The 22,814-nt window shown below is 37.9% G+C and carries 25 protein-coding genes and 1 other RNA gene; 5 read left to right on the top strand and 21 right to left on the bottom strand.

Features of this window, described 5'->3' with window-relative positions; genetic code table 11:
- Positions 1-95 precede the first annotated feature (95 nt).
- Positions 96-335, bottom strand: a complete 240-nt coding sequence (locus COE25_RS16410; protein WP_088089241.1) for a hypothetical protein — start codon at positions 333-335, stop codon at positions 96-98.
- 84 nt (positions 336-419) lie between these two features.
- Positions 420-1,100, bottom strand: coding sequence for a metal-dependent hydrolase (locus tag COE25_RS16405; protein ID WP_088089242.1), 681 nt, complete (start codon positions 1,098-1,100; stop codon positions 420-422).
- A 192-nt stretch (positions 1,101-1,292) separates the two neighbouring features.
- Between COE25_RS16405 and COE25_RS16400 the strand changes: the two genes are divergently transcribed.
- Together COE25_RS16400 and ssrS are read left to right on the top strand one after the other, a co-directional pair.
- A complete protein-coding gene (locus tag COE25_RS16400) occupies positions 1,293-2,390 on the top strand; it encodes a M24 family metallopeptidase (protein WP_088089243.1) in 1,098 nt (365 codons plus the stop codon).
- A gap of 56 nt (positions 2,391-2,446) precedes the next feature.
- Positions 2,447-2,642, top strand: a non-coding RNA gene (gene ssrS / locus COE25_RS16395) — 6S RNA.
- A 290-nt stretch (positions 2,643-2,932) separates the two neighbouring features.
- On the opposite strand, the gene ald is transcribed toward ssrS, so the two are convergent.
- The 3 genes from ald to COE25_RS30810 form a co-directional block, all read right to left on the bottom strand.
- Positions 2,933-4,051 carry an alanine dehydrogenase gene (gene ald / locus COE25_RS16390; RefSeq protein WP_088089244.1) on the bottom strand — a complete coding sequence of 373 codons (1,119 nt, stop codon included), beginning with the start codon at positions 4,049-4,051 and terminating at the stop codon, positions 2,933-2,935.
- Positions 4,052-4,214: 163 nt separating this feature from the next.
- Positions 4,215-4,631: a hypothetical protein gene (locus tag COE25_RS16385; protein WP_180247518.1), complete on the bottom strand. Its 417-nt coding sequence runs from the start codon at positions 4,629-4,631 to the stop codon at positions 4,215-4,217.
- Positions 4,632-4,819: 188 nt separating this feature from the next.
- Positions 4,820-4,978, bottom strand: a complete 159-nt coding sequence (locus COE25_RS30810; protein ID WP_180247517.1) for a hypothetical protein — start codon at positions 4,976-4,978, stop codon at positions 4,820-4,822.
- 105 nt (positions 4,979-5,083) lie between these two features.
- On the opposite strand from COE25_RS30810, the gene COE25_RS16380 reads away from it, so the two are divergent.
- Both COE25_RS16380 and COE25_RS16375 read left to right on the top strand, forming a co-directional pair.
- Positions 5,084-5,536 (top strand): universal stress protein, encoded by a 453-nt coding sequence (locus tag COE25_RS16380; protein WP_098933356.1) that lies wholly within the window; start codon positions 5,084-5,086, stop codon positions 5,534-5,536.
- 141 nt (positions 5,537-5,677) lie between these two features.
- A complete protein-coding gene (locus COE25_RS16375) occupies positions 5,678-5,992 on the top strand; it encodes a hypothetical protein (protein ID WP_088089246.1) in 315 nt (104 codons plus the stop codon).
- A gap of 39 nt (positions 5,993-6,031) precedes the next feature.
- Here COE25_RS16375 and COE25_RS16370 read toward each other — a convergent pair whose 3' ends face one another.
- From COE25_RS16370 to sppA, 9 genes are all read right to left on the bottom strand, one after another.
- Complete coding sequence (locus tag COE25_RS16370; RefSeq protein ID WP_098933355.1) at positions 6,032-6,544, bottom strand: MogA/MoaB family molybdenum cofactor biosynthesis protein; 513 nt, start codon at positions 6,542-6,544, stop codon at positions 6,032-6,034.
- Positions 6,541-7,383 carry an EcsC family protein gene (locus COE25_RS16365; RefSeq protein WP_098933354.1) on the bottom strand — a complete coding sequence of 281 codons (843 nt, stop codon included), beginning with the start codon at positions 7,381-7,383 and terminating at the stop codon, positions 6,541-6,543. Before COE25_RS16365 ends, COE25_RS16370 begins: the two co-directional genes overlap by 4 nt.
- Before the next feature lie 111 nt (positions 7,384-7,494).
- A complete protein-coding gene (locus tag COE25_RS16360; protein ID WP_088089249.1) occupies positions 7,495-8,688 on the bottom strand; it encodes an acetate kinase in 1,194 nt (397 codons plus the stop codon).
- A 244-nt stretch (positions 8,689-8,932) separates the two neighbouring features.
- Positions 8,933-9,916, bottom strand: coding sequence for a class I SAM-dependent methyltransferase (locus tag COE25_RS16355; protein WP_098933353.1), 984 nt, complete (start codon positions 9,914-9,916; stop codon positions 8,933-8,935).
- A 109-nt stretch (positions 9,917-10,025) separates the two neighbouring features.
- On the bottom strand, positions 10,026-10,526 hold the full coding sequence (tpx, locus tag COE25_RS16350) for a thiol peroxidase (RefSeq protein WP_088089251.1): 501 nt from the start codon (positions 10,524-10,526) through the stop codon (positions 10,026-10,028).
- Between the two features lie 194 nt (positions 10,527-10,720).
- On the bottom strand, positions 10,721-11,215 hold the full coding sequence (gene ytfJ, locus COE25_RS16345; RefSeq protein WP_098933352.1) for a GerW family sporulation protein: 495 nt from the start codon (positions 11,213-11,215) through the stop codon (positions 10,721-10,723).
- Between the two features lie 17 nt (positions 11,216-11,232).
- Complete coding sequence (locus COE25_RS16340; RefSeq protein WP_257208855.1) at positions 11,233-11,904, bottom strand: DUF2953 domain-containing protein; 672 nt, start codon at positions 11,902-11,904, stop codon at positions 11,233-11,235.
- A 103-nt stretch (positions 11,905-12,007) separates the two neighbouring features.
- Positions 12,008-12,475 carry an RDD family protein gene (locus COE25_RS16335; protein WP_088089254.1) on the bottom strand — a complete coding sequence of 156 codons (468 nt, stop codon included), beginning with the start codon at positions 12,473-12,475 and terminating at the stop codon, positions 12,008-12,010.
- 12 nt (positions 12,476-12,487) lie between these two features.
- Positions 12,488-13,498 carry a signal peptide peptidase SppA gene (gene sppA / locus COE25_RS16330; protein WP_098933350.1) on the bottom strand — a complete coding sequence of 337 codons (1,011 nt, stop codon included), beginning with the start codon at positions 13,496-13,498 and terminating at the stop codon, positions 12,488-12,490.
- Positions 13,499-13,665: 167 nt separating this feature from the next.
- On the opposite strand from sppA, the gene COE25_RS16325 reads away from it, so the two are divergent.
- Positions 13,666-14,469, top strand: coding sequence for an NAD kinase (locus COE25_RS16325; protein WP_088089256.1), 804 nt, complete (start codon positions 13,666-13,668; stop codon positions 14,467-14,469).
- A gap of 43 nt (positions 14,470-14,512) precedes the next feature.
- On the opposite strand, the gene rarD is transcribed toward COE25_RS16325, so the two are convergent.
- From rarD to refZ, 7 genes are all read right to left on the bottom strand, one after another.
- Complete coding sequence (gene rarD / locus COE25_RS16320; protein ID WP_098933349.1) at positions 14,513-15,445, bottom strand: EamA family transporter RarD; 933 nt, start codon at positions 15,443-15,445, stop codon at positions 14,513-14,515.
- A gap of 131 nt (positions 15,446-15,576) precedes the next feature.
- Positions 15,577-17,163 carry an acyl-CoA synthetase MbcS gene (mbcS, locus tag COE25_RS16315; protein ID WP_098933348.1) on the bottom strand — a complete coding sequence of 529 codons (1,587 nt, stop codon included), beginning with the start codon at positions 17,161-17,163 and terminating at the stop codon, positions 15,577-15,579.
- A 167-nt stretch (positions 17,164-17,330) separates the two neighbouring features.
- On the bottom strand, positions 17,331-17,534 hold the full coding sequence (locus COE25_RS16310; protein WP_098933347.1) for an alpha/beta-type small acid-soluble spore protein: 204 nt from the start codon (positions 17,532-17,534) through the stop codon (positions 17,331-17,333).
- 100 nt (positions 17,535-17,634) lie between these two features.
- Positions 17,635-18,840: a tRNA uracil 4-sulfurtransferase ThiI gene (thiI, locus tag COE25_RS16305; RefSeq protein WP_098933346.1), complete on the bottom strand. Its 1,206-nt coding sequence runs from the start codon at positions 18,838-18,840 to the stop codon at positions 17,635-17,637.
- On the bottom strand, positions 18,841-19,983 hold the full coding sequence (locus COE25_RS16300) for a cysteine desulfurase family protein (protein ID WP_098933345.1): 1,143 nt from the start codon (positions 19,981-19,983) through the stop codon (positions 18,841-18,843).
- A gap of 188 nt (positions 19,984-20,171) precedes the next feature.
- Positions 20,172-21,860, bottom strand: coding sequence for a septation ring formation regulator EzrA (gene ezrA, locus COE25_RS16295; RefSeq protein ID WP_088089262.1), 1,689 nt, complete (start codon positions 21,858-21,860; stop codon positions 20,172-20,174).
- Positions 21,861-22,107: 247 nt separating this feature from the next.
- Positions 22,108-22,740: a forespore capture DNA-binding protein RefZ gene (gene refZ, locus COE25_RS16290; protein ID WP_098933344.1), complete on the bottom strand. Its 633-nt coding sequence runs from the start codon at positions 22,738-22,740 to the stop codon at positions 22,108-22,110.
- Between the last annotated feature and the right edge of the window lie 74 nt (positions 22,741-22,814).

Genomic DNA, 22,814 nt, shown 5'->3' with positions numbered 1-22,814 from the left:
TTATTCTATTTAGAATAACCCGGATTACATATAATTTTTATTATAGAGTGTTGAAAGCCTTGATTCAATGCGGATTCTCACATTACTCTTAATTCTCAATGATAGAACCTAGATTTCTTCCTAGATCGTCGCTCCGATTGAAGTTTATGTCCTTGCTTTTTGGGGCTATAAAGAAGGCCAGTAAGATTTCCAGCGATAACGATTAAGGCAAATGAGAGCCAGGCTAATGAAAATATCCCTTGAGCCCCATCAGCATAAATCGATAATCTTGGTGCTCCATAATAAAGCAAGATGCCACAGAGTAACAGGCAAAGTAAATATCTGTTCTTTTTCAATTTTATTTCCTCCCCCTAAAAGACTGCTTGTTCCATATTTATGCATAGTGGAGGGAAAAAAGTATGTAAATCACCCAAGATCAATTAAATTTCGATGGCTTCGCCTGGTTGGAGTACTTTACCATTTTTATCTTCCAGCAACTCAATAAACTTGAACGGGTCTTGTTTGATTGGCGGGAAGGTATTGTAGTGGATCGGCACAACTGTTTTAGCTTTTAACAGCATGGCTGCGTATGCTGCATCTTCAGGCCCCATTGTAAAATTATCACCTATGGGCAGGAAGGCTACTTCAATCGGATGGCGCTCACCAATCAACTTCATATCTGAAAATAACCCCGTATCACCAGCATGATAAATCGTCTTTCCTTCATTCATAAATAAGATTCCAGCAGGCATGCCGCAATAGATGAGTTCATTATTTTCTGTTGTAAAGCTTGATCCATGAAAGGCCTGAGTTAGTTTAACTTTGCCAAACTCAAATTGATGGGCACCACCAATGTGCATGCCATGGGTATTAACTCCCTGCCAGCTTAAGTAGGTAGATATTTCGTGGTTAGCAACGACAAGGGAGTTATTTTTCTTTGCCAGCTCGACCGTATCCCCGACATGGTCATTGTGACCATGCGATAAAATAATGACATCTGGTCTTAGTTCCTCCACTTTCAAGTCCGTCAATTGATTACCATTTATGAAGGGGTCAATTAAGATGGTTTTCCCGTTTGTTTGAATTTGTACAACTGAATGTCCATGATACGAAATTTTCATTAGAACTTGCTCCTCTCGGTTTTCATATAGTATATACTTCCATACAATAACTGTAATTCCTTCCATATCTCTAGTTTAATCCTAATATATTGATTTTAAGCAAGGAGAAGTAAAAGGTGGTCAGTTAGTTTACATTTCAAGTTTTAATTGATAATCTCATCATAGGACATGAATTACATAGGGGGAGTAAAAATGAATCAGCGATTAACTAAGCTTCAAACATGGATGAGAGAAAACGATATTGAAGTTAGCTTCCTAACCTCATCAGAGAATGTATTTTATTTAAGCGGATATTACACCAATCCACATGAACGCTTGCTTGCACTGGCCGTTTTTCAGACGCACGAGCCATTCCTTGTCTGCCCTGGAATGGAAGTCCATGATGCCAAACGTTCTGGCTGGGACTATGAAATTCTCGGCTATAGCGACATTGACAATCCATGGGAAATGATTCTAAATTCCATCAATAAAAGAATAAACCATGTGGCAAAAGCAGCTATTGAAAAAGAGCATATGAATGTGGAACGTTATGAACAACTCTCAAAGTTATTCCCGCAGGCATCATTTGTTTCTGCAGAAGAAAAGTTACAAATACTTCGCATGATTAAAGATGCCAAGGAATTAAAAATTATTGAAGAGGCCTGTGCCCTTGCCGATTACGCAGTTGAATTCGGTGCTAGTGAAATCAAGGAAGGCAAAACGGAGTTGGAAATACTTAATGCCTTAGAATACGCCCTAAAACAAAAGGGTGTGACCGAAATGTCGTTTTCGACAATGGTGCTTACTGGGGCAAATGCAGCTTCCCCTCATGGAAACCCTGGAGAAACAAAAATTCAAAAAGGCGATCTTGTTTTATTTGATTTGGGAGTGGTCGTTGACAGGTATTGTTCTGATATCACTAGAACGGTTGCTTATGGGGACATTAATGACAAGCAAAAGGAAATCTATGACACCGTATTAAAAGCCCAGCTTGCTGCCATTGAAGCAAGCAAACCAGGGGTTCGTGCAGCCGAAGTGGACTTAACTGCCCGTCGAATCATTGCTGAAGCCGGATTCGGAGAGTATTTTCCACACCGCCTTGGGCATGGCCTCGGGATAAGCGTGCATGAATACCCATCTCTAACCGAGACAAATGACCTTATTATTGAAGAAGGTATGGTATACACGATTGAACCAGGTATCTATGTACCAAATGTGGCTGGTGTTCGCATTGAAGACGATTTGTTTATTACCGCAGACGGGGCAAAGGTCCTAACAAAATTCCCAAAAGAGTTACAGATCATTAAATAATTTCTTTTGGACTTTTTTTACATTGAAATCTGTGAAGAGTTGATATATTATATAAATACAAGCTGCGTTGTTCGTAGTCATAATAAAGTTTTAACCTTTAAGCTGTAAAAGGGAGTTTAACCATTGGAGCTCGAATGACAAGCCTCTGTCTATAAGACCTGGAGGACATGCAGAAAAGTTTCTGAGAACACCCACTTTGAGGAGTGGTGGTTTAAAACTTTCTTATATTAATACGGCAAATGCGGCTACATATTTAGTTTTATAAAACCAGTTCCTTTTTAGGAGCTGGTTTTATTTTTATTAAATGCTTTGTTAATAATTATAGACTTTTTACGCCAAATGTGCCCAATTTCAAAGTTCCTGGCTCTTTTTGGTAACGTAGAACTCCTCTACGTTACCCTTTTCTCTGATCCTGGCTCTTTTCGGGCACGTAGAACTCCTCTACCCTTTTCTCTGGTCCTGGTTCTTTTCGGGCACGTAGAATCACCCTTTATAAAAAAGGAGGAGGGACATATCCGTCCCTCCTCCTTGCTAGTTAATCATTATTTTTCCAACAATGTTTTGGTATCTAAAAATCCAAGCCCGTGTGCGTCTGCGACTGCTTCATAAGTCACATACCCGCCTAGTGTGTTGATACCCTTCAATAATGCTTCATTGCTGAGACATGCTTGTTTGTACCCCTTGTTGGCAATTTGAACCGCATATGGTACGGTTACGTTTGTTAGCGCAATGGTTGATGTTCTTGGTACTGCACCAGGCATATTGGCAACAGCATAATGGACAACATCATGCTTCACATAAGTTGGATTATCATGAGTAGTAATCCGATCAGTTGTTTCAAAAATTCCACCTTGGTCGATTGCAATATCGACAACGACACTGCCAGGTTTCATGGATTGAATCATCGCTTCCGTTACAAGTTTCGGTGCTTTCGCCCCTGGAATAAGAACAGCACCAATGACCAAATCCGACTCCCTTACTGCTTCGGCAATATTATAAGGATTGGACATTAAGGTTGTCACATCGGATCCAAAAATATCATCTAATTGACGAAGTCGATCTGGATTTAAATCAATAATGGTCACTTTTGCGCCTAAACCAATCGCCATTTTAGCCGCATTCGTTCCAGCCACACCGCCGCCAATAATAGTTACTGTTCCTCTTTGGACTCCTGGGACTCCGGATAGAAGAATACCCATCCCTCCATGAACCTTCTCAAGGAATTGAGCACCAATTTGAGCAGCCATTCTTCCAGCGACCTCACTCATCGGTGTTAATAATGGTAAACTTCTATTAGGTAACTGAACCGTTTCATAGGCTATACCCACTACTTTTTTATCAATCAATGCTTTGGTTAATTCTGGTTCAGGTGCAAGATGTAAGTATGTAAATAATATTAAGCCTTCTCGGAAGTATTTATATTCGCTAGGAAGCGGTTCTTTAACCTTCATCACCATTTCCATGGACCATGCTTCTTCTGCTGTATCTACTAATTTCGCACCAGCAGTTTCATAATCCTCATTTAAAAAACCTGAGCCTAGCCCTGCTCCTTTTTCAATAAAAACCTCATGACCAAATTTCACCAAATTGACCACTCCAGCGGGTGTCATGGCTACACGGTTTTCATTATTTTTGATTTCCGTAGGTACTCCGATCCGCATGTGTTTCCCTCCAAGTATTATTATTCATAGAAAAATAGACCAAGCCAATTTTATTATAACCTTTTTCATCCTAGTTGATGATAACAAATAGTCATTTGATTTCCACAAAAAAATATAGCAAAAGCTTTGCCGATTATGGCAAAGCCTATGTTTTTATGATTCATTAATAATAAGGATAATAAGGGTATGGGTATGGGTATGGGTATGGCGGATAGTAAGGATATCCGTAACCATATCCGTAGCCTGGAGATAATAAGGCACCTGCAGCTAACCCAGTTAAGAATGGGAACCCGAATCCAAATCCAAATGGTCTGCCAAAGCCAAATCCAAATGGTCTGCCGAATCCACCAAATCCAAATCCTGGGCGACCGAAACCACCAAATCCAAATCCTGGACGACCGAAACCACCAAATCCAAATCCTGGACGGCCGAATCCACCAAATCCAAATCCTGGACGGCCAAATCCACCAAAGTGTCCGAAACCTCCGTGACCGAATCCACCATGAATCCTTTCATCTGCAGGATTCACATCATAGTGCAAATCAATGTTATTAGGCATTCCATACATTTCTGTACTCATAATTCTCCTCCTCATTCTAATTAAATGACACACTAAAGAATATGCATATACAAAAACATATTCTTGGGTATTTGCCCGTATTTACAAAAATTCCAAGACATTTGTCCAAGAACAAGAGGCGCAAGTGCCTTCTAATTCAATAAAAAAAACTGTCCCTTATTTAGGACAGTCCCACATTACTACACCATTTAACTCTCAGTACCAGCAAAATCATTACTTTCAGCAAGTGCTGTTCCTTCGCCAATAAAACCACTATTATACGAATTCATAATTTGTTGGCTTACTTCAATCGTACCCTTTTCGTCAAACTCAAACAAATACTTTTTATTCTGGTCATGGTCTACCATCCGACAATCTCCTTTCCTTTGTAAACTACCTTTATATTGTTCGAAAAATTGCAACAGTTATTCCTTGTTAAATAATGTATAATTTAAGTAAGGAGATGATAAATCATGGGACTTCAATATCAGAATATTTTAGTCGCTATTGATGGGTCAAAAGAAGCAGATTGGGCTTTTAAAAAGGGAATTGAAATTGCCAAAAGAAATGATGCCACCCTATTATTAGTCCATGTTATTGACACTAGGACGTTTGCATTAATTGAGGCTTACGATACAGTTATTGGTGATCGGGCAGAAAAGCTTGCAAAAGATATGCTTGAAAATTGTCTAAAACAAGCGGAGGATGCAGGATTAACAAAAGTGCAATATGAAATAGACTACGGCTCTCCTAAAATAAGAATTCCTAGAGATCTGGCTAAGAAACACAATGTTGATTTAATTCTCTGCGGTGCTACTGGATTAAATGTAGTGGAAAGGTTCTTTATCGGCAGTGTTTCTGAACATATCACCCGATATGCAGCTTGTGACGTTCTCGTCGTACGCACAGACAAAGATTCCGAATAAATATGAAGTTTTCAAAAGCACGCAGCAATGATGCTTCGTGCTTTTTTATACACTAAATTTACCTTAAAAATAGGTTTGTAGAGAATGGTTTATATATGTATAGTATAATAAAATACTAATAAACAGATTGGAGGCAACTATATGAAAGAATATTTTTCATTTGATGATCGTCTTGGTATCGAGCTCCCCGATTTAACAATGGAATTGGCTGATTACAGCATAGAAACACAGGAAGAGATTCTCTTATATTGGGAACAAGTTCGCGGCTCTATCCCGGACCGGATTGGAGAACTAGAAATCCAAATTAATCAGAAACAAGCACTTCTTTCGAATGAAAGTAATTTCCCTCGCTCCTGTCAACTGAACACCGAAATTGCGGAACTAGCTTCGATTATTAATGATTTATGGCTATGGTACCGAGCAAACGAAGTTCTTTCAACAAAAGTCCATCAATAAAAAACTCCCTTTCTCCATCGAAAAAGGGAGTTTTCTCTATTAAAGGTCTTTTTGTATTTCTCTCACTACATGGCCAAGTTCAGGTAAAATTAATTTATTCATCGCTAGTTTCACTGCACCAGTTGAGCCTGGAGTGGAGAATACGGCTTTATTTTTTATCACACCCGCAATGGCCCTTGAAAGAATTGCAGCGCTGCCAATATCGTCTTGATAGCTCAACATCCTGAACAATTCTCCAAATCCAACAATTTCTTTATCTAGTAGATTTTGTACGGTTTCTATCGTTACGTCTCGCTTAGCAATCCCTGTGCCGCCATTTGTTAAAATGACATCAATTTCTTCTTTTGAACAGCCCTTTACTATTTCATCATGAATTGGTGCGGCCTCATCTTTTACAATCACGTAATCTATAATTTTGTGACCAGCTTGTTCAAGCAGGTCCATCATCAGTTTACCACTTTTGTCTGTTTCGCTATTTCTGGTATCACTAACTGTGATTACTTTACAATTAACCGTCCTTGGGGATTCCTTTTTATGTTCTTGAGTACTCATCCAACAAACTCCTCTTTTTCTTTTAGGTAGCGAAGTTGGTAATATTTATGGGCTAAATCAGTTACCTTTCTCGTTAACTGATAATTAGCGCCAGCACCAATCGCCATACTGACAAGCGGGATACCTTGTATCATCTTTTTTCGAAACAATGTAATAACCAACGCTTTCAATAGTTGCTGCACTGGCTGTTCAATCCATGTAATATCTATAATTTCTTCATTTCCTTTATAAAAATAATAGTCATCCCGATTCTCCAATTCATCCATCAACGAGGTCCATCCCTCTAGTTGAAGCCTTGGCGGCAATGTTGCCGTATGAAACACCTTCAGAGAGGTCATCATTTCAAACGGGGTATTAACCTCAATCCCATAGGTCATTGCAATTAATTGAACAGCCCTTAAATTAATAACGGCTATTGCTGGTATGTCTGTGCTTAGAAGAAGTGGACCACCAGTCCCAGCTAAACCACCTTGAGCAAAAGAGTATAGACGATGCCTCGCAATTTGCTGCTCTGCAATGTATTGTAATTGCTCAATTTTTAATTGGCGTAAGTCTTCTACTTTATCTAAGTCTTTATGGAATATCCTACCCGCAGAAAGAATTCTCTCCTTTGCATCCATCTGAAGCTGCGAGCCTTGTATCATATTATGTAAATGAAACAGCCAACTATCAATAACAGTAAAGAATTGCCGTTGAACCTTTTCAGGTAATAATAAGAATGATTGTTGCAGATATTTTTCATAAGTTAATTGGAAATCATTGGGCTCAAAATCACGTAAATTTCTTTCCCAATTCTGTATTTCATTCAAGACCTTTGCTTCACGGTCTGTTAATGGCATGATCGATTCCCCTCCACAGCAAGGCTTTCTATTTCCAGTATATCACAATGAAATAAAAGGATAAAAAGGCAAAAGGCAAAAGCTATTAAATTAGCTTTTGCCTTCTGTTTATTAATGAGTATTTGCTAATCGAACGACGTCTCTAGCAATCATTACTTCTTCATTAGTCGGTATAATTAATACTTTAACTGGTGAGTGTGGATAGTTTATGAATGTTTCTTCGCCTCTCACTTTGTTCAAAGCAGGATCCCAATAAACACCCATAAATTCAAGGCCTCTTAAGATCTTCTCCCTAATCGTATCACTATTTTCACCGATACCAGCTGTGAAAATAATTGCATCTACACCATTCATTCTTGAAGCATAGGAACCGATGTATTTATGGATACGGTTTGCAAATACATCTAGAGCAAGTTGAGCGCGGTCATTACCCTTTTTAGCTTCGATTTCAATATCCCTTAAATCACTAGAGAAGCCTGACATAGCGAGCATACCACTCTTTTTATTCAAAACATCAAGTACTTCATCCGCTGTTTTATTTGTTTTTTCCATAATATAAGGAATGAGTGCAGGGTCAATATTACCTGAGCGAGTTCCCATCGTTACCCCTGCAAGTGGTGTGAAGCCCATAGATGTATCAATCGACATACCACTTTCAATCGCAGCAATACTTGCTCCATTCCCTAAATGACACGAAATAAGGCGAAGTTGTTCAACGGGTCGACCTAGTAACTCTGCAGCACGTTGTGAAACATATTTATGTGATGTTCCATGAAAGCCATACTTACGAATGCCATACTTTTCGTAATACTCCATTGGCAGGCTATACAGGTAAGAACTATCTGGCATCGTTTGGTGGAAAGCCGTATCAAAAACAGCTACTGCAGGAACATTTGGGAGCACACTCATGAAAGCTTTAATTCCTGTAAGATTTGCTGGGTTATGCAAAGGTGCAAGTTCTGATAATTCATCAATTTTCTTTAATACTTCATCTGTGATAAGCACTGAGTCATTAAATGTTTCACCACCATGGACTACTCGGTGTCCCATTCCGACAATCTCATCAAGTGATTTGATAATCCCTAAGGTGGTTAGTTTATCCAAAAGCATTTTAACCGCGACTTCATGATCAGGAATATCACTGATTTCTTGGACTTTTTCTCCATTTACTGTAATATTAAAAATCGAATCCTTCAAACCGATTCTTTCAATTAATCCTTTTGTAATAACATCTTCGCTTGGCATTTCAAACAATTGAAACTTCAAGGAAGAGCTTCCTGCATTAATTGCAATAATTTTTGCCATTTTTGTTACCGCTCCTTTTATATAACAACACTGGTTTGGAGTTATTTTTGTTAGTACAACATTATTTTGCTCAAACCGCTCTTGATTATTTCCTTCCTCATTTAATCATTGTGTATATTATATTTCAAGGTATAATTCACATGGCAGCGTTTACATTACGAATGTTAATATATTCACATATTTCGGTAATTTTATAAGATTTATAACACTCAGAAAAAAAGGATGAGCAAGGTTTAAACCCTGTTCATCCTTTGTTCTCTTGGAACCATTTTTCCATTTTAGATAGTATTTTATCCATTTCTACTGCATTCGAAAGGCTAGGCAAATCGACAAGTAATGCCTGCTTTGGCGGTAGCACGCCTAAACCCTTTTTTTGAAGGATGATGATACTCTTAGCTGTGTTTTTATTATTAAACATGCTCGTAGGTAATTGTAACAATCCTTGCACAATGACATGCTCTTTAAAGAATTCACTTAGTTGAGAGGCTTGTTCACTTTCAAATAAACCATTAGGAATAATAAAGAATAAATACCCACCAGGTGCTGTATACATGACACTTTGCTCAATGAATAAATGATGGGAATAGGTATGTCCCTCATCTGCCTTAACTTGATACTTCGCTGCTCTGACATCATTCGGATAATATCCAACAGGTAAATCACCGATGACCGCATCTACGGGGTCGATAAGCAGTGGCTCAAGGCTGTCTTGATTGAAGAGTTGAATAGGGTGCTCTTGTAAATTTGCATTAACATAGGCAAGCTTAATTAACAGGTCATCAATCTCCACACCGACAGAATCTACTTTTTTTTGCAGATGATTTAATACAGTTGTTAACAAATTACCGGTTCCTACAGCTGGGTCAAGCAAGCGGAATGTTGACTGTTTCATAAATCTATTTACTAAATAACCGACAAGTATCCCCACTGTATCAGGTGTCATTTGATGGTTAGGCTGAACACTTTCTTTCATCCCTTTTAAAATGACAAGCTGATATGCCTTTCGAAGTTCCTCGTTTGAAAATTTGTTTAAATTGATCTGTTCATATTGTTTCTTAATCCTTTTTTCTGTTAGTTCGCTGACCTCAGCCTGAAGGATAGAGCCATGAAATAAATTCTCGCCAGTTTCTGCAAGTGCCTCTAAATATGTACAATTAAGTTCTTCCTGTAAAAGAAGTGCTGTTTCATTAAATAGCGTAAAAAGTTGTTCTACTGGAGAAACGTTCATCTTTTCCCCTCCCTCTTTAAATTCCTTATCCATTTTAATCGAGTATAGCTATTTTATACAAGTTTTAACCAAACAAAAAGGCCTCGCAATACCGAGGCCTTCTGCTTTACTATTTTGCAGCCTTTGCAGCTTCAATTGCTGCTTCGTAGTTAGGGTGGTTTGTTGCTTCACTAACATACTCAACATATGTCACTGTATCATTTGAATCAACAACAAATACAGCACGAGCCAGTAGTCTTAATTCTTGGATAGCAACCCCATATGCTTCTCCAAATGAAAGGTCACGGTGATCAGATAACGTTTGAACATTTTCTATTCCGCTTGCAGCACACCAGCGCTTTTGTGCAAATGGTAAGTCCATGCTTACAGTTAAAATTTTCACGTTGCCTAAGCTGTTTGCTTCTTCATTAAACCGGCGTGTTTCTGCATCACACACACCCGTATCCAAAGATGGGACAGAAGTAATTAAACGCACTTGACCCTTTGTATTCTCTAATGTTACTGCTGATAAGTCATTCGCTAGGACTGTGAAGTTAGGCGCTTTGTCCCCTACCTTTACTTCATTGCCTAATAGAGTAATTGGGTTTCCTTTAAATGTTACATTTGCCATAATACATCCTCCTTTGTCGTATCCAAGTTCAAGCGATTGTTGTAAACCACTTCACTTCAAATATGTACAGTGTAAATATATCTTTTCAAAATCTATTTTGCAATTATTTAGACTTAATCGAAAATCATAAGCGTCTGTTTAGCTACATGAAAAAAGTTAACCTTCCTAATCCTCTGGAAGATTAACCTTTCCAACTATAATTCAAGCTCTTCTTTTGGTTTATGCTCGTTTTTAGATCCTTGCGAACTATTTTGCTGTTGGCCTTGGTCCTTTTTTGAGAACATTTGCTGAATTTTATCAATCGCTGATGGAGCAAGCTCAAGTATTTTCTCATACAAATGGGTGCTTTCATCTAGGTGAAGCATTTTAACTCCATGAGAGTTGACAATTAAAAAAGCAATTGGGGTAATAGAAACACCGCCCCCGCTCCCTCCCCCAAATGGATGGGATGAACCTTTACTTTGTCCTTGACCTTGTTCTTTTCCTTGTCCTTGTCCTTGACCTTGAGATCCTTCGAGCTTAAATTCACTACCACCTGCAGCAAATCCAAAGCCTACTTTTGATACTGTCAAAATAACACTGCCGTCTGGGGTCTCAACTGGGTCCCCTATAATCGTATTAACGTCAATCATTTCTTTCAAACTTTCCATTGCAGTTGTCATCAAACCTTGAATTGGGTGGTCAGACATGGCTGTTTCCTCCTTTTTCAAACGGATTTTGTTTTATCATTTGCAAAATTAGTTTTCTTTTTAAAGTGCGGAAGTCCGCCCTTCCAGAATCTAAACAGTTTTAATCCTGCTAGAATAGCATACCCGATACGAAACTGAATAATACATGTAAATCTTGTTTGAATTACGGCTGCTTGAAAGTGTGGGGTAACCGTTATTTTGGGCATTTCTTTAAGTTTGAAATACTGACTGAGAAGCCCTATGATGCTCCCCTTAAAGGCCCATATTGCTCCGGTAATTGTCCCAGTGTGCGCCGCATCTCCTAGACCAATCAGCGTATTCCATTCTAAGCCTTTCATTGTGACCTTCCGAAAAAATTTCCTGACAATACGATGTAATCCGAACACATGATTAAGTAATTTTTTGGCATTTGATAAATTAGTCTCCACATCTTCAGTTGTGATTTGATTCGAGCCTTTTTTAGCTGATTCTCCTGCGGAATCGCCCATTTTAGTATTACTTTCTACAACTATGCTAGGAGAATTATCATCCACTTTTATTAACGGAACATTAATTGTATATTTTATTAACCCGAACCATATCTTTAATTTTATCTTTAGCTCGTCGTTGTCATTATAATGATAATAATTAATAAGGATCGTTAATTTAGTAAAAAGAATGAGAATGAATAAGAGCAATAGAATGGACAAAACCAGGAGCACCCAAAACAATTTCAATCACAACCTTTCAGCGGGTAGTATTTGCTTTTATACAAAAAAATAAACCTACCAACAATTGTTGATAGGTTTATTTTCACCGTTCCACATGGATAACTGTCGTGTCAGTGAAGAGATCATGCAAGCCCTGTTTTTTTGGTAAAAAAGCGACAATGATATATCCGAAGATAATCGTTGCCGATATAAATCGGCCGATCCATTCACGAAAGAGAATGGTTCCCCAAGTCAATTGATTATTTTTTAAATCGACTACCTTCAATCCAAAAACCATTTTCCCAAGGGTTTGATTAAAATATTTTGTCATCAAGACGAAATATAAATAAAAGATGACCGCCGATGAAATGGATACTGGCGCAAACATATTGGTTTCTGATAAAGGAATATCCAATAATCGAAATATAGGTTTAATTAGCAGCCGTACAATGCTTCCTACGACCACTAAATCAAGCAGATACGCCCAAAAGCGCATCCAGAAGCCCGCATAACGAACGGTATAATTTTCCTTTCCGTCAGTCGTGGTTTCTTGATATTCATTTATTTCCATTAATTAGCCCCCCTATTCTGCATACAGATACATGAGACGTGGAGAATTGGGCTTCGAAAGTATTTGCATTAATCCAGCCATTTCAACGTTTTCACCCATTAATTTCTTTGCCTGCATAGTAAATAAGGAACCCAAACCAAGAGAATCTGAATAACGGACCACCTGCGCACCTTTGAGCTTTTCTTGTTTTTTCATAAGCTTCACTACATCGTCTAAGTAGCCAAATCCATCAATTAGGTGTAAATTCTTCGCTTGTCGTCCATCGTAAACACGGCCGTCAGCAATTTTTTTCACCTGGGCGACTGGCAAGTTACGCCCTTCTGAAATCACTTTAACAAATCCTTCATAGGAATTATTAATCATCGACTGTAATATTTGCCGTTCTTCATCTGTCATTTTTCTTGTTGGGCTCATTATGTCCTTATGCTTGCCGCTTTTTATGGTGACAAAATCAACCCCATACTTATCAGCAAGACCTTCATAATTGACGCCTTCCATAATAACCCCTAGGCTGCCCGTCATCGTCTCAGGACTTGCATAAATCTTTTTTGCAGCAGTTGAAATATAATATCCTCCTGATGCTGCCATTGAACCCATTGATATATAGACTGGTTTTTTACTGTTTTTTTGAATTTCAACTAGCTTATCGTGAATCTCTGCACTTTCAACCACGCCGCCGCCCGGTGAGTTGACCTTTACTATTATCCCTTTTACAGAATCATCTTCGTTTATGTAGTTTAACTTTTTCATAAAATCCTGATGATTATAGCCTGAACCTCCAAGCAAAGAAGCTGATTCCCCTGTGTCCTGAATGACACCATTTACATCGAGAATCACTATTTTCTTTAATTCGTTGCCTTCTTTGACAACCTCTTCCGTAAAAGGCTGCTCAGCTGATGCCATAAAGTCTGTAAAATCAGTTTGTATTCCTTTAAAAGCAGTAGCAGATAAAAAATTAATTACCACAGAAACAAAAAATAACGCTGCCGCAATCCCTAAAGCGGCCCACCGTTTTCCATTCATAGAAATGTAAGTCCCCCTTTTTCTTTTGTCTAAAATTTATGTCCTGCTTTTATATTGTTTCTATAAAATGCTAAACTAATTTCAGACTAACATTATTTTACCAAAGATTATTTATGGGTTGGATAATCATGTTACAATTATCTATCTTTTTACAGGGGGTACATAAAATGGCAAACAGACGTAATATTTACTTTTATCACAAACGGGATGCTGACATGCTTTCAAAGGTAGCGCCTCTAGTGGAAGTTGCAAACCGGTATGGTTTTACGATTGTCAGCGATTACCGAAACGCTAATATTATTGCCAGTGTAGGTGATGACGGCACATTTCTACAAGCTGTTAGGAAAACAGGCTTCCGTGATGATTGCCTTTATATGGGGATTTCAACCAATGATAGTTTGAATATGTATTGTGATTTCCGAATTAATGATATTTCAAAAATGATTGAAGTTATTATTACAAATGAAAATATAAAAGTCCGTCGTTATCCGCTAATTGAGGTTTCTGTTGATGGGCAAGGTACTTTTCCTTGCTTAAACGAATTCAGCATCCGCTCTTCAATCATAAAGACACTAGTGGTAGATGTCTTTATTAACCAGCTCCATTTAGAAACTTTTCGCGGGGATGGACTAATTGTTGCCACACCAACTGGAAGTACTGCTTATAACAAATCGGTGAACGGGTCGATTGTTGACCCCCTTCTACCCTGCATGCAGGTTAGTGAAGTAGCATCCCTAAATACAAACAGTTACCGGACATTAGGTTCCTCCTTTATTGTTGGAAATGAAAGGACACTTACACTCAAAGTAATATCCGAAGGCAATGATCATCCAACCATGGGGATGGATAATGAAGCATTAAGCATTCGACACGTTGAGAAAATCAGCATAAGAATAAGTGATAGAAAGTTAAAAACACTCAAACTAAAAGACAACTCCTTCTGGGAAAAAGTGAAACGGACTTTTTTATAAAGCTAAAAAAACCTTATCCTATGTCAGCGATAAGGTTTTTTCATTATATACTCGTGCTCTTTTCTTTTCGCAAATGTAACCATTGTGGAGACAATAGTTTTGTTTTTGAAAGGGAATAAATTGTTAACGCGGACCAGATGAACATAAAGGATAGAAGTTGTATTTTTGAAAAATGTTCATGATAGATAAATACCCCTAATAATAAGGTTAATGTAGGTGCAATATATTGGAGAAATCCTAATAAAGATAAGGGAATTTTTTGTGCTCCTTTTGCAAAATAAAGAAGCGGCACTGCTGTTGCAACTCCAGCACCGATTAAAAGCAGATCGGTTTGGATTCCTGATGTTATAAAGGAATTGGATCCATTCATAAATAAGTAACCAATATAGATGGCGGCAACAGGTGTAACAACAAGTGTTTCTAATGTTAATCCGACTGCAAAATCAACGTTTATTAACTTTTTCGCTAAACCATACAATCCAAAGGATAGGGCCAAGGAAATGGCAATCCACGGAAACTGACCATGCGAAATGGAAATAATCAATACCCCTATTGCAGCTAAAATGAAAGAGACGTATTGATAAATAGTTAATTTTTCCTTAAGAACAATCATACCTAATAAAATACTAATTAATGGATTGATATAATATCCAAGGCTAGCTTCAATCATATGACCACTATTAACCGCCCAAATATATATGAACCAATTCACACTTATCAATAAGGAGGCAATCGTCAGGGCATACATTTGTTTTTTATTCTTAGTGAACCCTTTAATGGTTTGAAGAAATAGCCCTAATTTTTTGGTTAGGAAGAGAATGATGATCATAAAAATAAACGACCATAAAACACGGCTCGCTAAAATTTCCTTGGCATTAACATTGTCTAAAAGCTTCCAATAAATCGGCAATAATCCCCACAGCAAGTAAGAAAAGCCGGCATAAATGACTCCTTTTTGCGTTTCAGTCTTTTTCATCTGTTTTCGAGCCCCTATTCTTTCTAGTTTCGAAATAATTTCTATTATAACTCGAAACATTGTGAAATGGGGAATTTTTTGCTTCCAATAAAAAGCAGACGGAATTCCGCCTGCTTCCTTGAAATATTAAACTAAACTTGTTTAGCCGCCTCGAGTTCCTTTTTGCGGAGTTCAATTCGACGGATTTTCCCTGAGGTTGTTTTTGGAAGTTCACTCAAATATTCTATTTTTCTAGGGTACTTATATGGAGCTGTCAGTGTTTTGACATGCTCCTGCAAGTTCTTTGTTAATTCTGGGTCCGTTGAATCAATATCCTCTTGTAAGACCACAAATGCTTTGACAATAAAGCCACGAATTTCATCAGGGCTTGCCACGACGGCACATTCCTTAACAAATGGATGTTTAACGAGTGCATCCTCCACTTCAAATGGTCCAATTGTATAGCCCGAGCTAATGATAATATCATCACTGCGGCCTTCAAACCAGAAGTAGCCATCTTGATCCATTTTGGCTTTATCGCCTGTTACATAATAGTCACCTCGGAACTGCATTGCCGTTCTTTCTGGATCTTTGTAATAATTTTTGAAAAGAGCTGGAGTTTCTACATGGACGGCAATATCGCCCACTTCTCCGACAGCACAAACCTGGCCTTCTTCGTTAATGATTTCAACTCTATTTCCAGGTGTCGGTTTGCCCATGGATCCAGACTTCAATTCCATCCCTTTTGTAACGCCTACTAGCAGGGTATTTTCAGTTTGTCCATAACCATCACGGACATCAATATTAAAATGCTTTCTAAACGTATTAATAACCTCTCTATTTAAAGGTTCACCTGCTGAAACCGCACTATGAAGATTTGGCAATTGATAATCAGCTAAATTATCTACCTTCGCCATTAATCGATATTCGGTAGGTGTACAACAAAGGACATTGACATCATATTTTTGAAGGAGGCTCAAATATTTTTTCGGATCAAATTTTCCGTTGTAGACTAATCCTGTTCCTCCCGAGCCAAGTACCGATAGGAAGGGACTCCAAATCCATTTTTGCCAGCCTGGACCCGCAGTTGCCCAAACCGTATCACCATCTTCAATACAAAGCCACTTTGGCGCAGCTGTTTTTAAATGAGCATAGGCCCATCCGTGCGTATGAACAACCCCTTTAGGATTCCCTGTTGTGCCGGAGGTATAGGACAAAAATGCCATATCGTCTCTAAACGTATCTGCGAGCACCAATTCTTCTGATGCATCTTTCATCTCTTCGTCCAAATGAATCCAGCCTTCTTCAGACCCCCCGATAGTAAATTTAACCAATGCTTGTGGTGCCGTTATATTTTCAAATTGATCAACGAATGGATAATAACTAATGATCCCCTTAACATCACCGTGTGTAATACGATACTTCAGATCTTTTTCCTTTAACATTTCAGAGCTTGGAATGACAACCATTCCAGCTTTTAATGCGGCTAAATAAACAACATATGCTTCAATCAGACGGGGCACGATTACAAGGACCACATCGCCCCTGTTTAAACCATTCTTAGCGAAAACATTCCCAGCTTGGTTAACCTTCTTCATTAATTGCTGATATGTAACTTGTTTTGTCTCTCCAGTCTCATTCTCCCACTTCAATGCGACTCTGTTCGGTTCTTTGGCAAAACGCTCCATTTCAGAAACAAGATTATACTTTTCTGGTGCAATTAAATCTTCCCGCTTCATACTTCTCCCCCTTAACTTTTTCGTATTTATCCCACAAAATTAATTATACAAAATTATTTAAAAATTTTAAATTGTTATTCATTTAAAAATATTTTTCACTATCTTGAGCATAAAAAAGAGAGCGGGGGAAGCCCCACGCTCTCTGTAGCCATCGTATTAATTTTTTATTAACGAGAGAATCCGCCGCCTAATTGTGATTCAGCCATTGCGACTAGACGCTTCGTGATTTCACCACCAACAGAACCGTTAGCGCGTGAAGTAGTGTCAGCACCAAGATTTACACCAAATTCAGTAGCAATTTCATATTTCATTTGGCTAAGAGCTTGTTCAACACCAGGAACTATTAATTGATTTGAGTTGTTGCTTGCCATGTGATATCACCTCCTTGTGAGTATAGAATGTGTAGAACTTATTAGCTTCATTCTATATTACAATTGGTAATTGTTCACAAAATATTCGAATTTTACCTTTTTAAAATAATTCTCTAAATTCTGAGTGCTGCTTGTCATCAGGTTTAATTACAAGCGTCTCTGTCTCTTGCACCGCTTCATGAATGAGTGGTTCGAAATCAAAGAAGCTTTCATAATGCTGAACCTTTTCCCTTTTTGGCTTTGTTTTTGGAGAAGCTGGGACAAAGATGGTACAGCAATCCTCAAACGGCCTATTCGAAATTTCAAGTGTATCAATTTCCTCTGCGATTTTAATGATATCCGTTTTATCCATCGTAATCAATGGACGCAAAAGAGGTGTATTTGTTACATCATTGATTGCGTACATACTCTCAAGCGTCTGGCTCGCAACCTGCCCGAGGCTTTCACCGGTAATTATAGCAAGACCTTCATGTTTTTTCCTAATCTCATCCGTGATTCGAAGCATCATCCTTCTCGTTGATGTCATCGAATAATTTTCAGGTACTTGTTCGCGAATTGTTTGCTGAATATCAGTAAACGGGACGATGTGCAAGGTCATCGATCCATATATTTCAGCCAGTTTTTTTGAAAGGTCAATGACCTTTTCCTTTGATCGTTCACTTGTAAATGGAGGGCTGAAAAAATGAACCGCTTCGATTTCTAGTCCCCTCTTCATTGCCATATAGCCGGCAACAGGGCTGTCAATTCCACCAGAAAGCATGAGCATGGCTTTTCCACTTGATCCAATCGGTAGTCCACCTGCCCCCTGTATGGTTTCGCATGATAGGTAAATCGCTTCTTTTCTGACTTCAATCCGTAAATTAATATCAGGATTTTTCACATCCACTTTGAGTCCAGAAATATGCTGCAACAAATGGCCGCCAAGGGTGTGGTTAATTCCGTCCGTATCCAACTCAAATGTTTTATCAGATCTTTTCGGAGTAATTTTGAAGGTTTGACCCTTCTTGTATAGGGAGCGCATCATATCAAGTGAAGTCTGTTTTAATACCTCAATATCTCTTTCCAGCTTGATGGCCGGACTAAAGGATTGGATTCCAAATATATTCTTTAATTTTCCAATAATTGCTTCGCTGCTTTCACTATTTAATAAGACATACATCCGATCACGGCTTGCTTCTACTTTAATGTTTGGGAAGGAAGCAAGAGCAAGTTTAACACTTTTTCTTAATTTTTCTACAAATTGATTGCGATTTCTTCCTTTTGTCGATATTTCACCGTAGCGAATGAGTATACGATCATATTCCATCTATTTCATAACCTTTCGTAATTGGTTTGCGGATTCTTTAAAAGCAACTAGAGCTGTCATTGCCTCTTCTCTGGTATTCTCAAATGAGAGACTAATCCGGATGGCACTTTCAGCTTGCGTTTCATGAACGCCCATTGCGAGAAGCGTTTTACTTGGTGATTTCTTTTTTGAGGAACATGCACTTGTGGTGGATACAAAGATACCTTTCCGCTCAAGTGAATGAATGAATACTTCTGATTTTATTTCCTTTAATGAGAAATTTAAAATATGGGGTGCTGCATTTTCAGTAGGTGTATGAATTTGAACACCTTCTATTTCTGCTAACCCCTTCCTGAGCAGGCTGTGGATATTCTTCATTCGTTCCATCTCTGCTTCGCCTTTCATTAATGTCATCCTAAGTGCCTTTGCCATTGCAACGGCGCCTGCCACATTTTCTGTACCGCTTCGAATCTTCCGTTCCTGATTGCCGCCAGAAAATAATGGAGCAAGTCTCACACCCTCACGGATAAAAAGGGCACCGGTGCCTTTTAAGCCATGAAATTTATGACCGGATATCGAACAAAGATCCACTCTGTTTTTATAGAGAGAAAGGGGAATCTTTCCTATTCCTTGGACTGCATCAACATGAAATAAAATCGTTGGATGTTTTTTTAATAGGTCTCCAATTTCTTTAATTGGCTGAACCGTCCCCACTTCATTATTCACCTGCATAATGGATATTAAAATGGTATCTTTTCTTATCGCTTTTTCAAGATCCGAAACATTAATTCTTCCAAACCTGTCAACAGGCAAGTAAGTTATCTCAAAACCCTCCTGTTCAAGCTGTTCCATTGCGGCTCTAACTGATGGATGTTCAACACTTGATGTAATCAGGTGCCGACCTTTATTTTTATGTAATAAAGCAGATCCTTTTATCGCTATATTATTACCTTCCGTTCCCCCGGAAGTAAAATAAATTTCAGATGGCTTTACTGTTAAGAGCTTGCTTACTTGTTCCCGCGCCTGGGATAGCAGCTTCTCTGCCTGTCCCCCCATACTGTGTAGTGAGGAAGGGTTCCCATAATATTCACTAGACACCGTAACAAACGAATCTATAACGTCTTTAAACGGTTTTGTCGTTGCACTATTATCAAAATAAATCATTTTTTCTCCTCCGAACTCTTACAAAAATAAATCTTATCATAAAGACAAAAAAAAGAATAACAAAAAACCGATTCAGCTTAAAAGTGCACTGATCGGTTTTTTGTATGTGTTAAAAGAGTATAATTTTTTGAACTCAGCGATCTGTCTAGCTCCAACGCCCAGCGGCTAGTGTACTTCCGCTTTTCTTATTATTCTGTTGCAAATGTGGCTTTTATTTTTTTCAATGCATCTGGGTCAATAACATCAAGTGTTGCAGCCGCTTGTTCTAAAGCCACTTGATATTCATAGTGTCTGAATGCCATTTCTGCTTCCAATAATCCTTTGGCTACATTTGGATATTGGCTTTTATAACGATTTCCATATTGAATGGCTTTTTCCGCTAACATCACATTTTCTAGCAGTTCTATCGTTGAATTGGTAAGTTTCTCCACCGTTAAAACAGCAATTTCTAAATATTGATTGAGAGCAGAAATGTTAAGTGGCTTTTCATCAAGCTGGTATCTCACATTTTGAATACTTTCATTTGTATCCTCAAATAAATACTTATAATCTTCTGGTAAGCCAGGAACATTACTCTTAGATACGAGACGAACCGTCTCTCCAACTTTCTTGGTAAGTTCTTTAAGCTTTTCTCTTGCTTCAAATTCATCTTTCCTAAGGGCTTGAAGTTTTAAAGCGAAATCTTGCTGCCCTTCTCGGATGATATCCAACTGTTCTTTTACTTGAGCTAACTCTTCACTAACCACTGATTGTGCTGTTTCGTTTAACTTTACTTTTTCAATCAGAATCTCAAAATGTTTATAAACAGTGGAAAGTTCTTTTTCCAACTGTCGCTGCGTTTCAAAGTCACCTTCAGATAACTGGTAGATTTCTTGAACATGAATGACTTCATTTGAAAGATGACTATTTTCCTCTTGGGCAGAAATAAGAAGTTCACTTGCTATTTTTTCATTTTTTATGACAAAATGCTTGGCGTGCACTTCTTTTTCCAATAAATCGAAAAGGACATCAATTCTTTCCTTTATTTCTTTTATACATTCTACTGCCTCATCAATCTTCGTTGCTTCGATAAGCTCTAGATTCTCAGCCAGTTTCTCTTCTAAGCGTTTGATTTCATTTTCCAAATTAATATGTTCTAAATAGTATTCTTGATCAGACATTTCACGGTATCCGTCAAGAATATCTGAAAGCTGATTTGGCAGAAGTGATTGACATTCAATTAACAGCTGTGGAATCAAGTCCATATCTTTTTTAATCATACCAAGCTGACTATGAATCATTAAAACTACTTCACGGGCTTCAAGATAATTACCATGTTCAGTTTTCTCATCAAATTCCTGAAATTTTAGTGAAACGCCGTTGAGTTGTTCCTCTAAGCACTTTTCTGAACTGCCAAAGCTGTGACGATGGGCAAGCAGCATTTTTTTTGATTCCCGATACTGCTCTTTAAGCTCTTCAATTTCAACTCGGTTCTTTTCCTCGCTGCCAACCAATTCATGTAACTCTTCTAATATACTTTTTATTTGATCCTCAGTTTCTTGTAACTTTGCTCCAATAGCTTGCTGGACACCTTTCGCTTTACTGAATCGGTACTTATCTATGTACTCTTCGGCATCAAAAAGCAATTCTTCTAAATCAGGCAGCTGTACCGTTACCACATCGTCCCATTGATTTCGCCAGCGTTCGAATAGTTCTTCAGTTTGCCCTGTCATATTAAGCAGCTTCACTTTTGACATTTCATCCAGTACTGGACGATTCATTAAATCGATTTTCCATGCTTCCAATCGATCCATTTCCTTAAAGTACTTTTTCTTTATTAAATACCCAATTACAAATAAGGCTAGTAAAAGGATAAAAAATCCAATGAAATATTTCACAAGTAAGCCCCCTATTTCCCAAAACATTCTTTCAAATTCCAGTTTTCATGCATCTATTATAAAAAAATCTCTTAATGTTCGATTCAATGCTATTATGATACCATGTTAACGACATTTTTTGACTATTATTTTCAATTTTTTTGTAAAATAAATGAAAACTCACCAATTGCAGAGTCTGATAGGACGGTTCATGAGGTGCAGTTGAATTTATACTTTCCTATTAACTAAAAAAAAATAGCGATTGCCGCTATTTTATGACTGCACTCATTTTCATTGGTACATCCGAGCATAGTGTTTTATCAATCCACAAATTAATATCCTTTAAATATTTCTGCTCAAAAAATGGTTCATTTGGAAAGACATACAAGACTTCCCTCATATAATGTGTATTCATAAATGGCATCATCAATAATCCTTTAAGTTGAATAATTAAATAAGGAATCGAGTGAGGGCGGAATTCATTCCATTCAAAACCACGCTCAAATACTAATTGAAAATAGTATTTTTCCTTAAGTAAATAGGTTGACATGATTTCGCGAACCACTTGCGAATCCATGGACATTTCCCGATAGACAAGACTGGCTAATTTACTATTTTCACATTGATAATGAAGTAAATCTGTGACAATTCGCTTTAAACACTCCTTTGCTCCCTTGTCTATCGATGCGTAGGCTTCTTCCATTTTATTAATATACTGTTCAAAAAAATGCGTAAAGCAATATTCTAGCAGACCTGGTTTATTTTCGAAATGGTAGGCAATCGTTGCCGTATTTACTTTTGCCAGTCGGGCGATATCCCGGATTGATGTTCCAGAGTATCCATTGGACTTAAACAATGTTATAGCGGCCTTAACAATCGCTTCTTTAGCATTTTTCTTCATAATTTGTCCCCCTTCTGGTATACCCAAAAATCCCCTTACATTATAATTCTTTGTTATAACACAGATTCCTTTAT

Source organism: Bacillus sp. AFS031507 (assembly GCF_002584635.1).
In the GTDB taxonomy this organism is placed as follows: domain Bacteria; phylum Bacillota; class Bacilli; order Bacillales; family Cytobacillaceae; genus Neobacillus.
Note: the sequence above shows the minus strand (reverse complement) of the source record. Positions and strands in the feature narration are given on the sequence as shown.

Coding starts and splice junctions, on each gene's coding strand:
- rarD (WP_098933349.1), bottom strand. CDS start 15,445: ATGAAAAAGACTGAAACGCAAAAAGGAGTCATTTATGCCGGCTTTTCT.
- COE25_RS30810 (WP_180247517.1), bottom strand. CDS start 4,978: ATGGTAGACCATGACCAGAATAAAAAGTATTTGTTTGAGTTTGACGAA.
- COE25_RS16335 (WP_088089254.1), bottom strand. CDS start 12,475: ATGGAAATAAATGAATATCAAGAAACCACGACTGACGGAAAGGAAAAT.
- COE25_RS16385 (WP_180247518.1), bottom strand. CDS start 4,631: ATGAGTACAGAAATGTATGGAATGCCTAATAACATTGATTTGCACTAT.
- mbcS (WP_098933348.1), bottom strand. CDS start 17,163: ATGAAGCGGGAAGATTTAATTGCACCAGAAAAGTATAATCTTGTTTCT.
- COE25_RS16365 (WP_098933354.1), bottom strand. CDS start 7,383: ATGCCATTAACAGACCGTGAAGCAAAGGTCTTGAATGAAATACAGAAT.
- COE25_RS16400 (WP_088089243.1), top strand. CDS start 1,293: ATGAATCAGCGATTAACTAAGCTTCAAACATGGATGAGAGAAAACGAT.
- tpx (WP_088089251.1), bottom strand. CDS start 10,526: ATGGCAAATGTAACATTTAAAGGAAACCCAATTACTCTATTAGGCAAT.
- ald (WP_088089244.1), bottom strand. CDS start 4,051: ATGCGGATCGGAGTACCTACGGAAATCAAAAATAATGAAAACCGTGTA.
- refZ (WP_098933344.1), bottom strand. CDS start 22,740: ATGAAGAAAAATGCTAAAGAAGCGATTGTTAAGGCCGCTATAACATTG.
- COE25_RS16380 (WP_098933356.1), top strand. CDS start 5,084: ATGGGACTTCAATATCAGAATATTTTAGTCGCTATTGATGGGTCAAAA.
- COE25_RS16325 (WP_088089256.1), top strand. CDS start 13,666: ATGGCAAACAGACGTAATATTTACTTTTATCACAAACGGGATGCTGAC.
- COE25_RS16375 (WP_088089246.1), top strand. CDS start 5,678: ATGAAAGAATATTTTTCATTTGATGATCGTCTTGGTATCGAGCTCCCC.
- sppA (WP_098933350.1), bottom strand. CDS start 13,498: ATGAATGGAAAACGGTGGGCCGCTTTAGGGATTGCGGCAGCGTTATTT.
- COE25_RS16355 (WP_098933353.1), bottom strand. CDS start 9,916: ATGAACGTTTCTCCAGTAGAACAACTTTTTACGCTATTTAATGAAACA.
- ytfJ (WP_098933352.1), bottom strand. CDS start 11,215: ATGTCTGACCACCCAATTCAAGGTTTGATGACAACTGCAATGGAAAGT.
- COE25_RS16300 (WP_098933345.1), bottom strand. CDS start 19,983: ATGATTTATTTTGATAATAGTGCAACGACAAAACCGTTTAAAGACGTT.
- COE25_RS16310 (WP_098933347.1), bottom strand. CDS start 17,534: ATGGCAAGCAACAACTCAAATCAATTAATAGTTCCTGGTGTTGAACAA.
- COE25_RS16360 (WP_088089249.1), bottom strand. CDS start 8,688: ATGGCAAAAATTATTGCAATTAATGCAGGAAGCTCTTCCTTGAAGTTT.
- COE25_RS16370 (WP_098933355.1), bottom strand. CDS start 6,544: ATGAGTACTCAAGAACATAAAAAGGAATCCCCAAGGACGGTTAATTGT.
- COE25_RS16405 (WP_088089242.1), bottom strand. CDS start 1,100: ATGAAAATTTCGTATCATGGACATTCAGTTGTACAAATTCAAACAAAC.
- thiI (WP_098933346.1), bottom strand. CDS start 18,840: ATGGAATATGATCGTATACTCATTCGCTACGGTGAAATATCGACAAAA.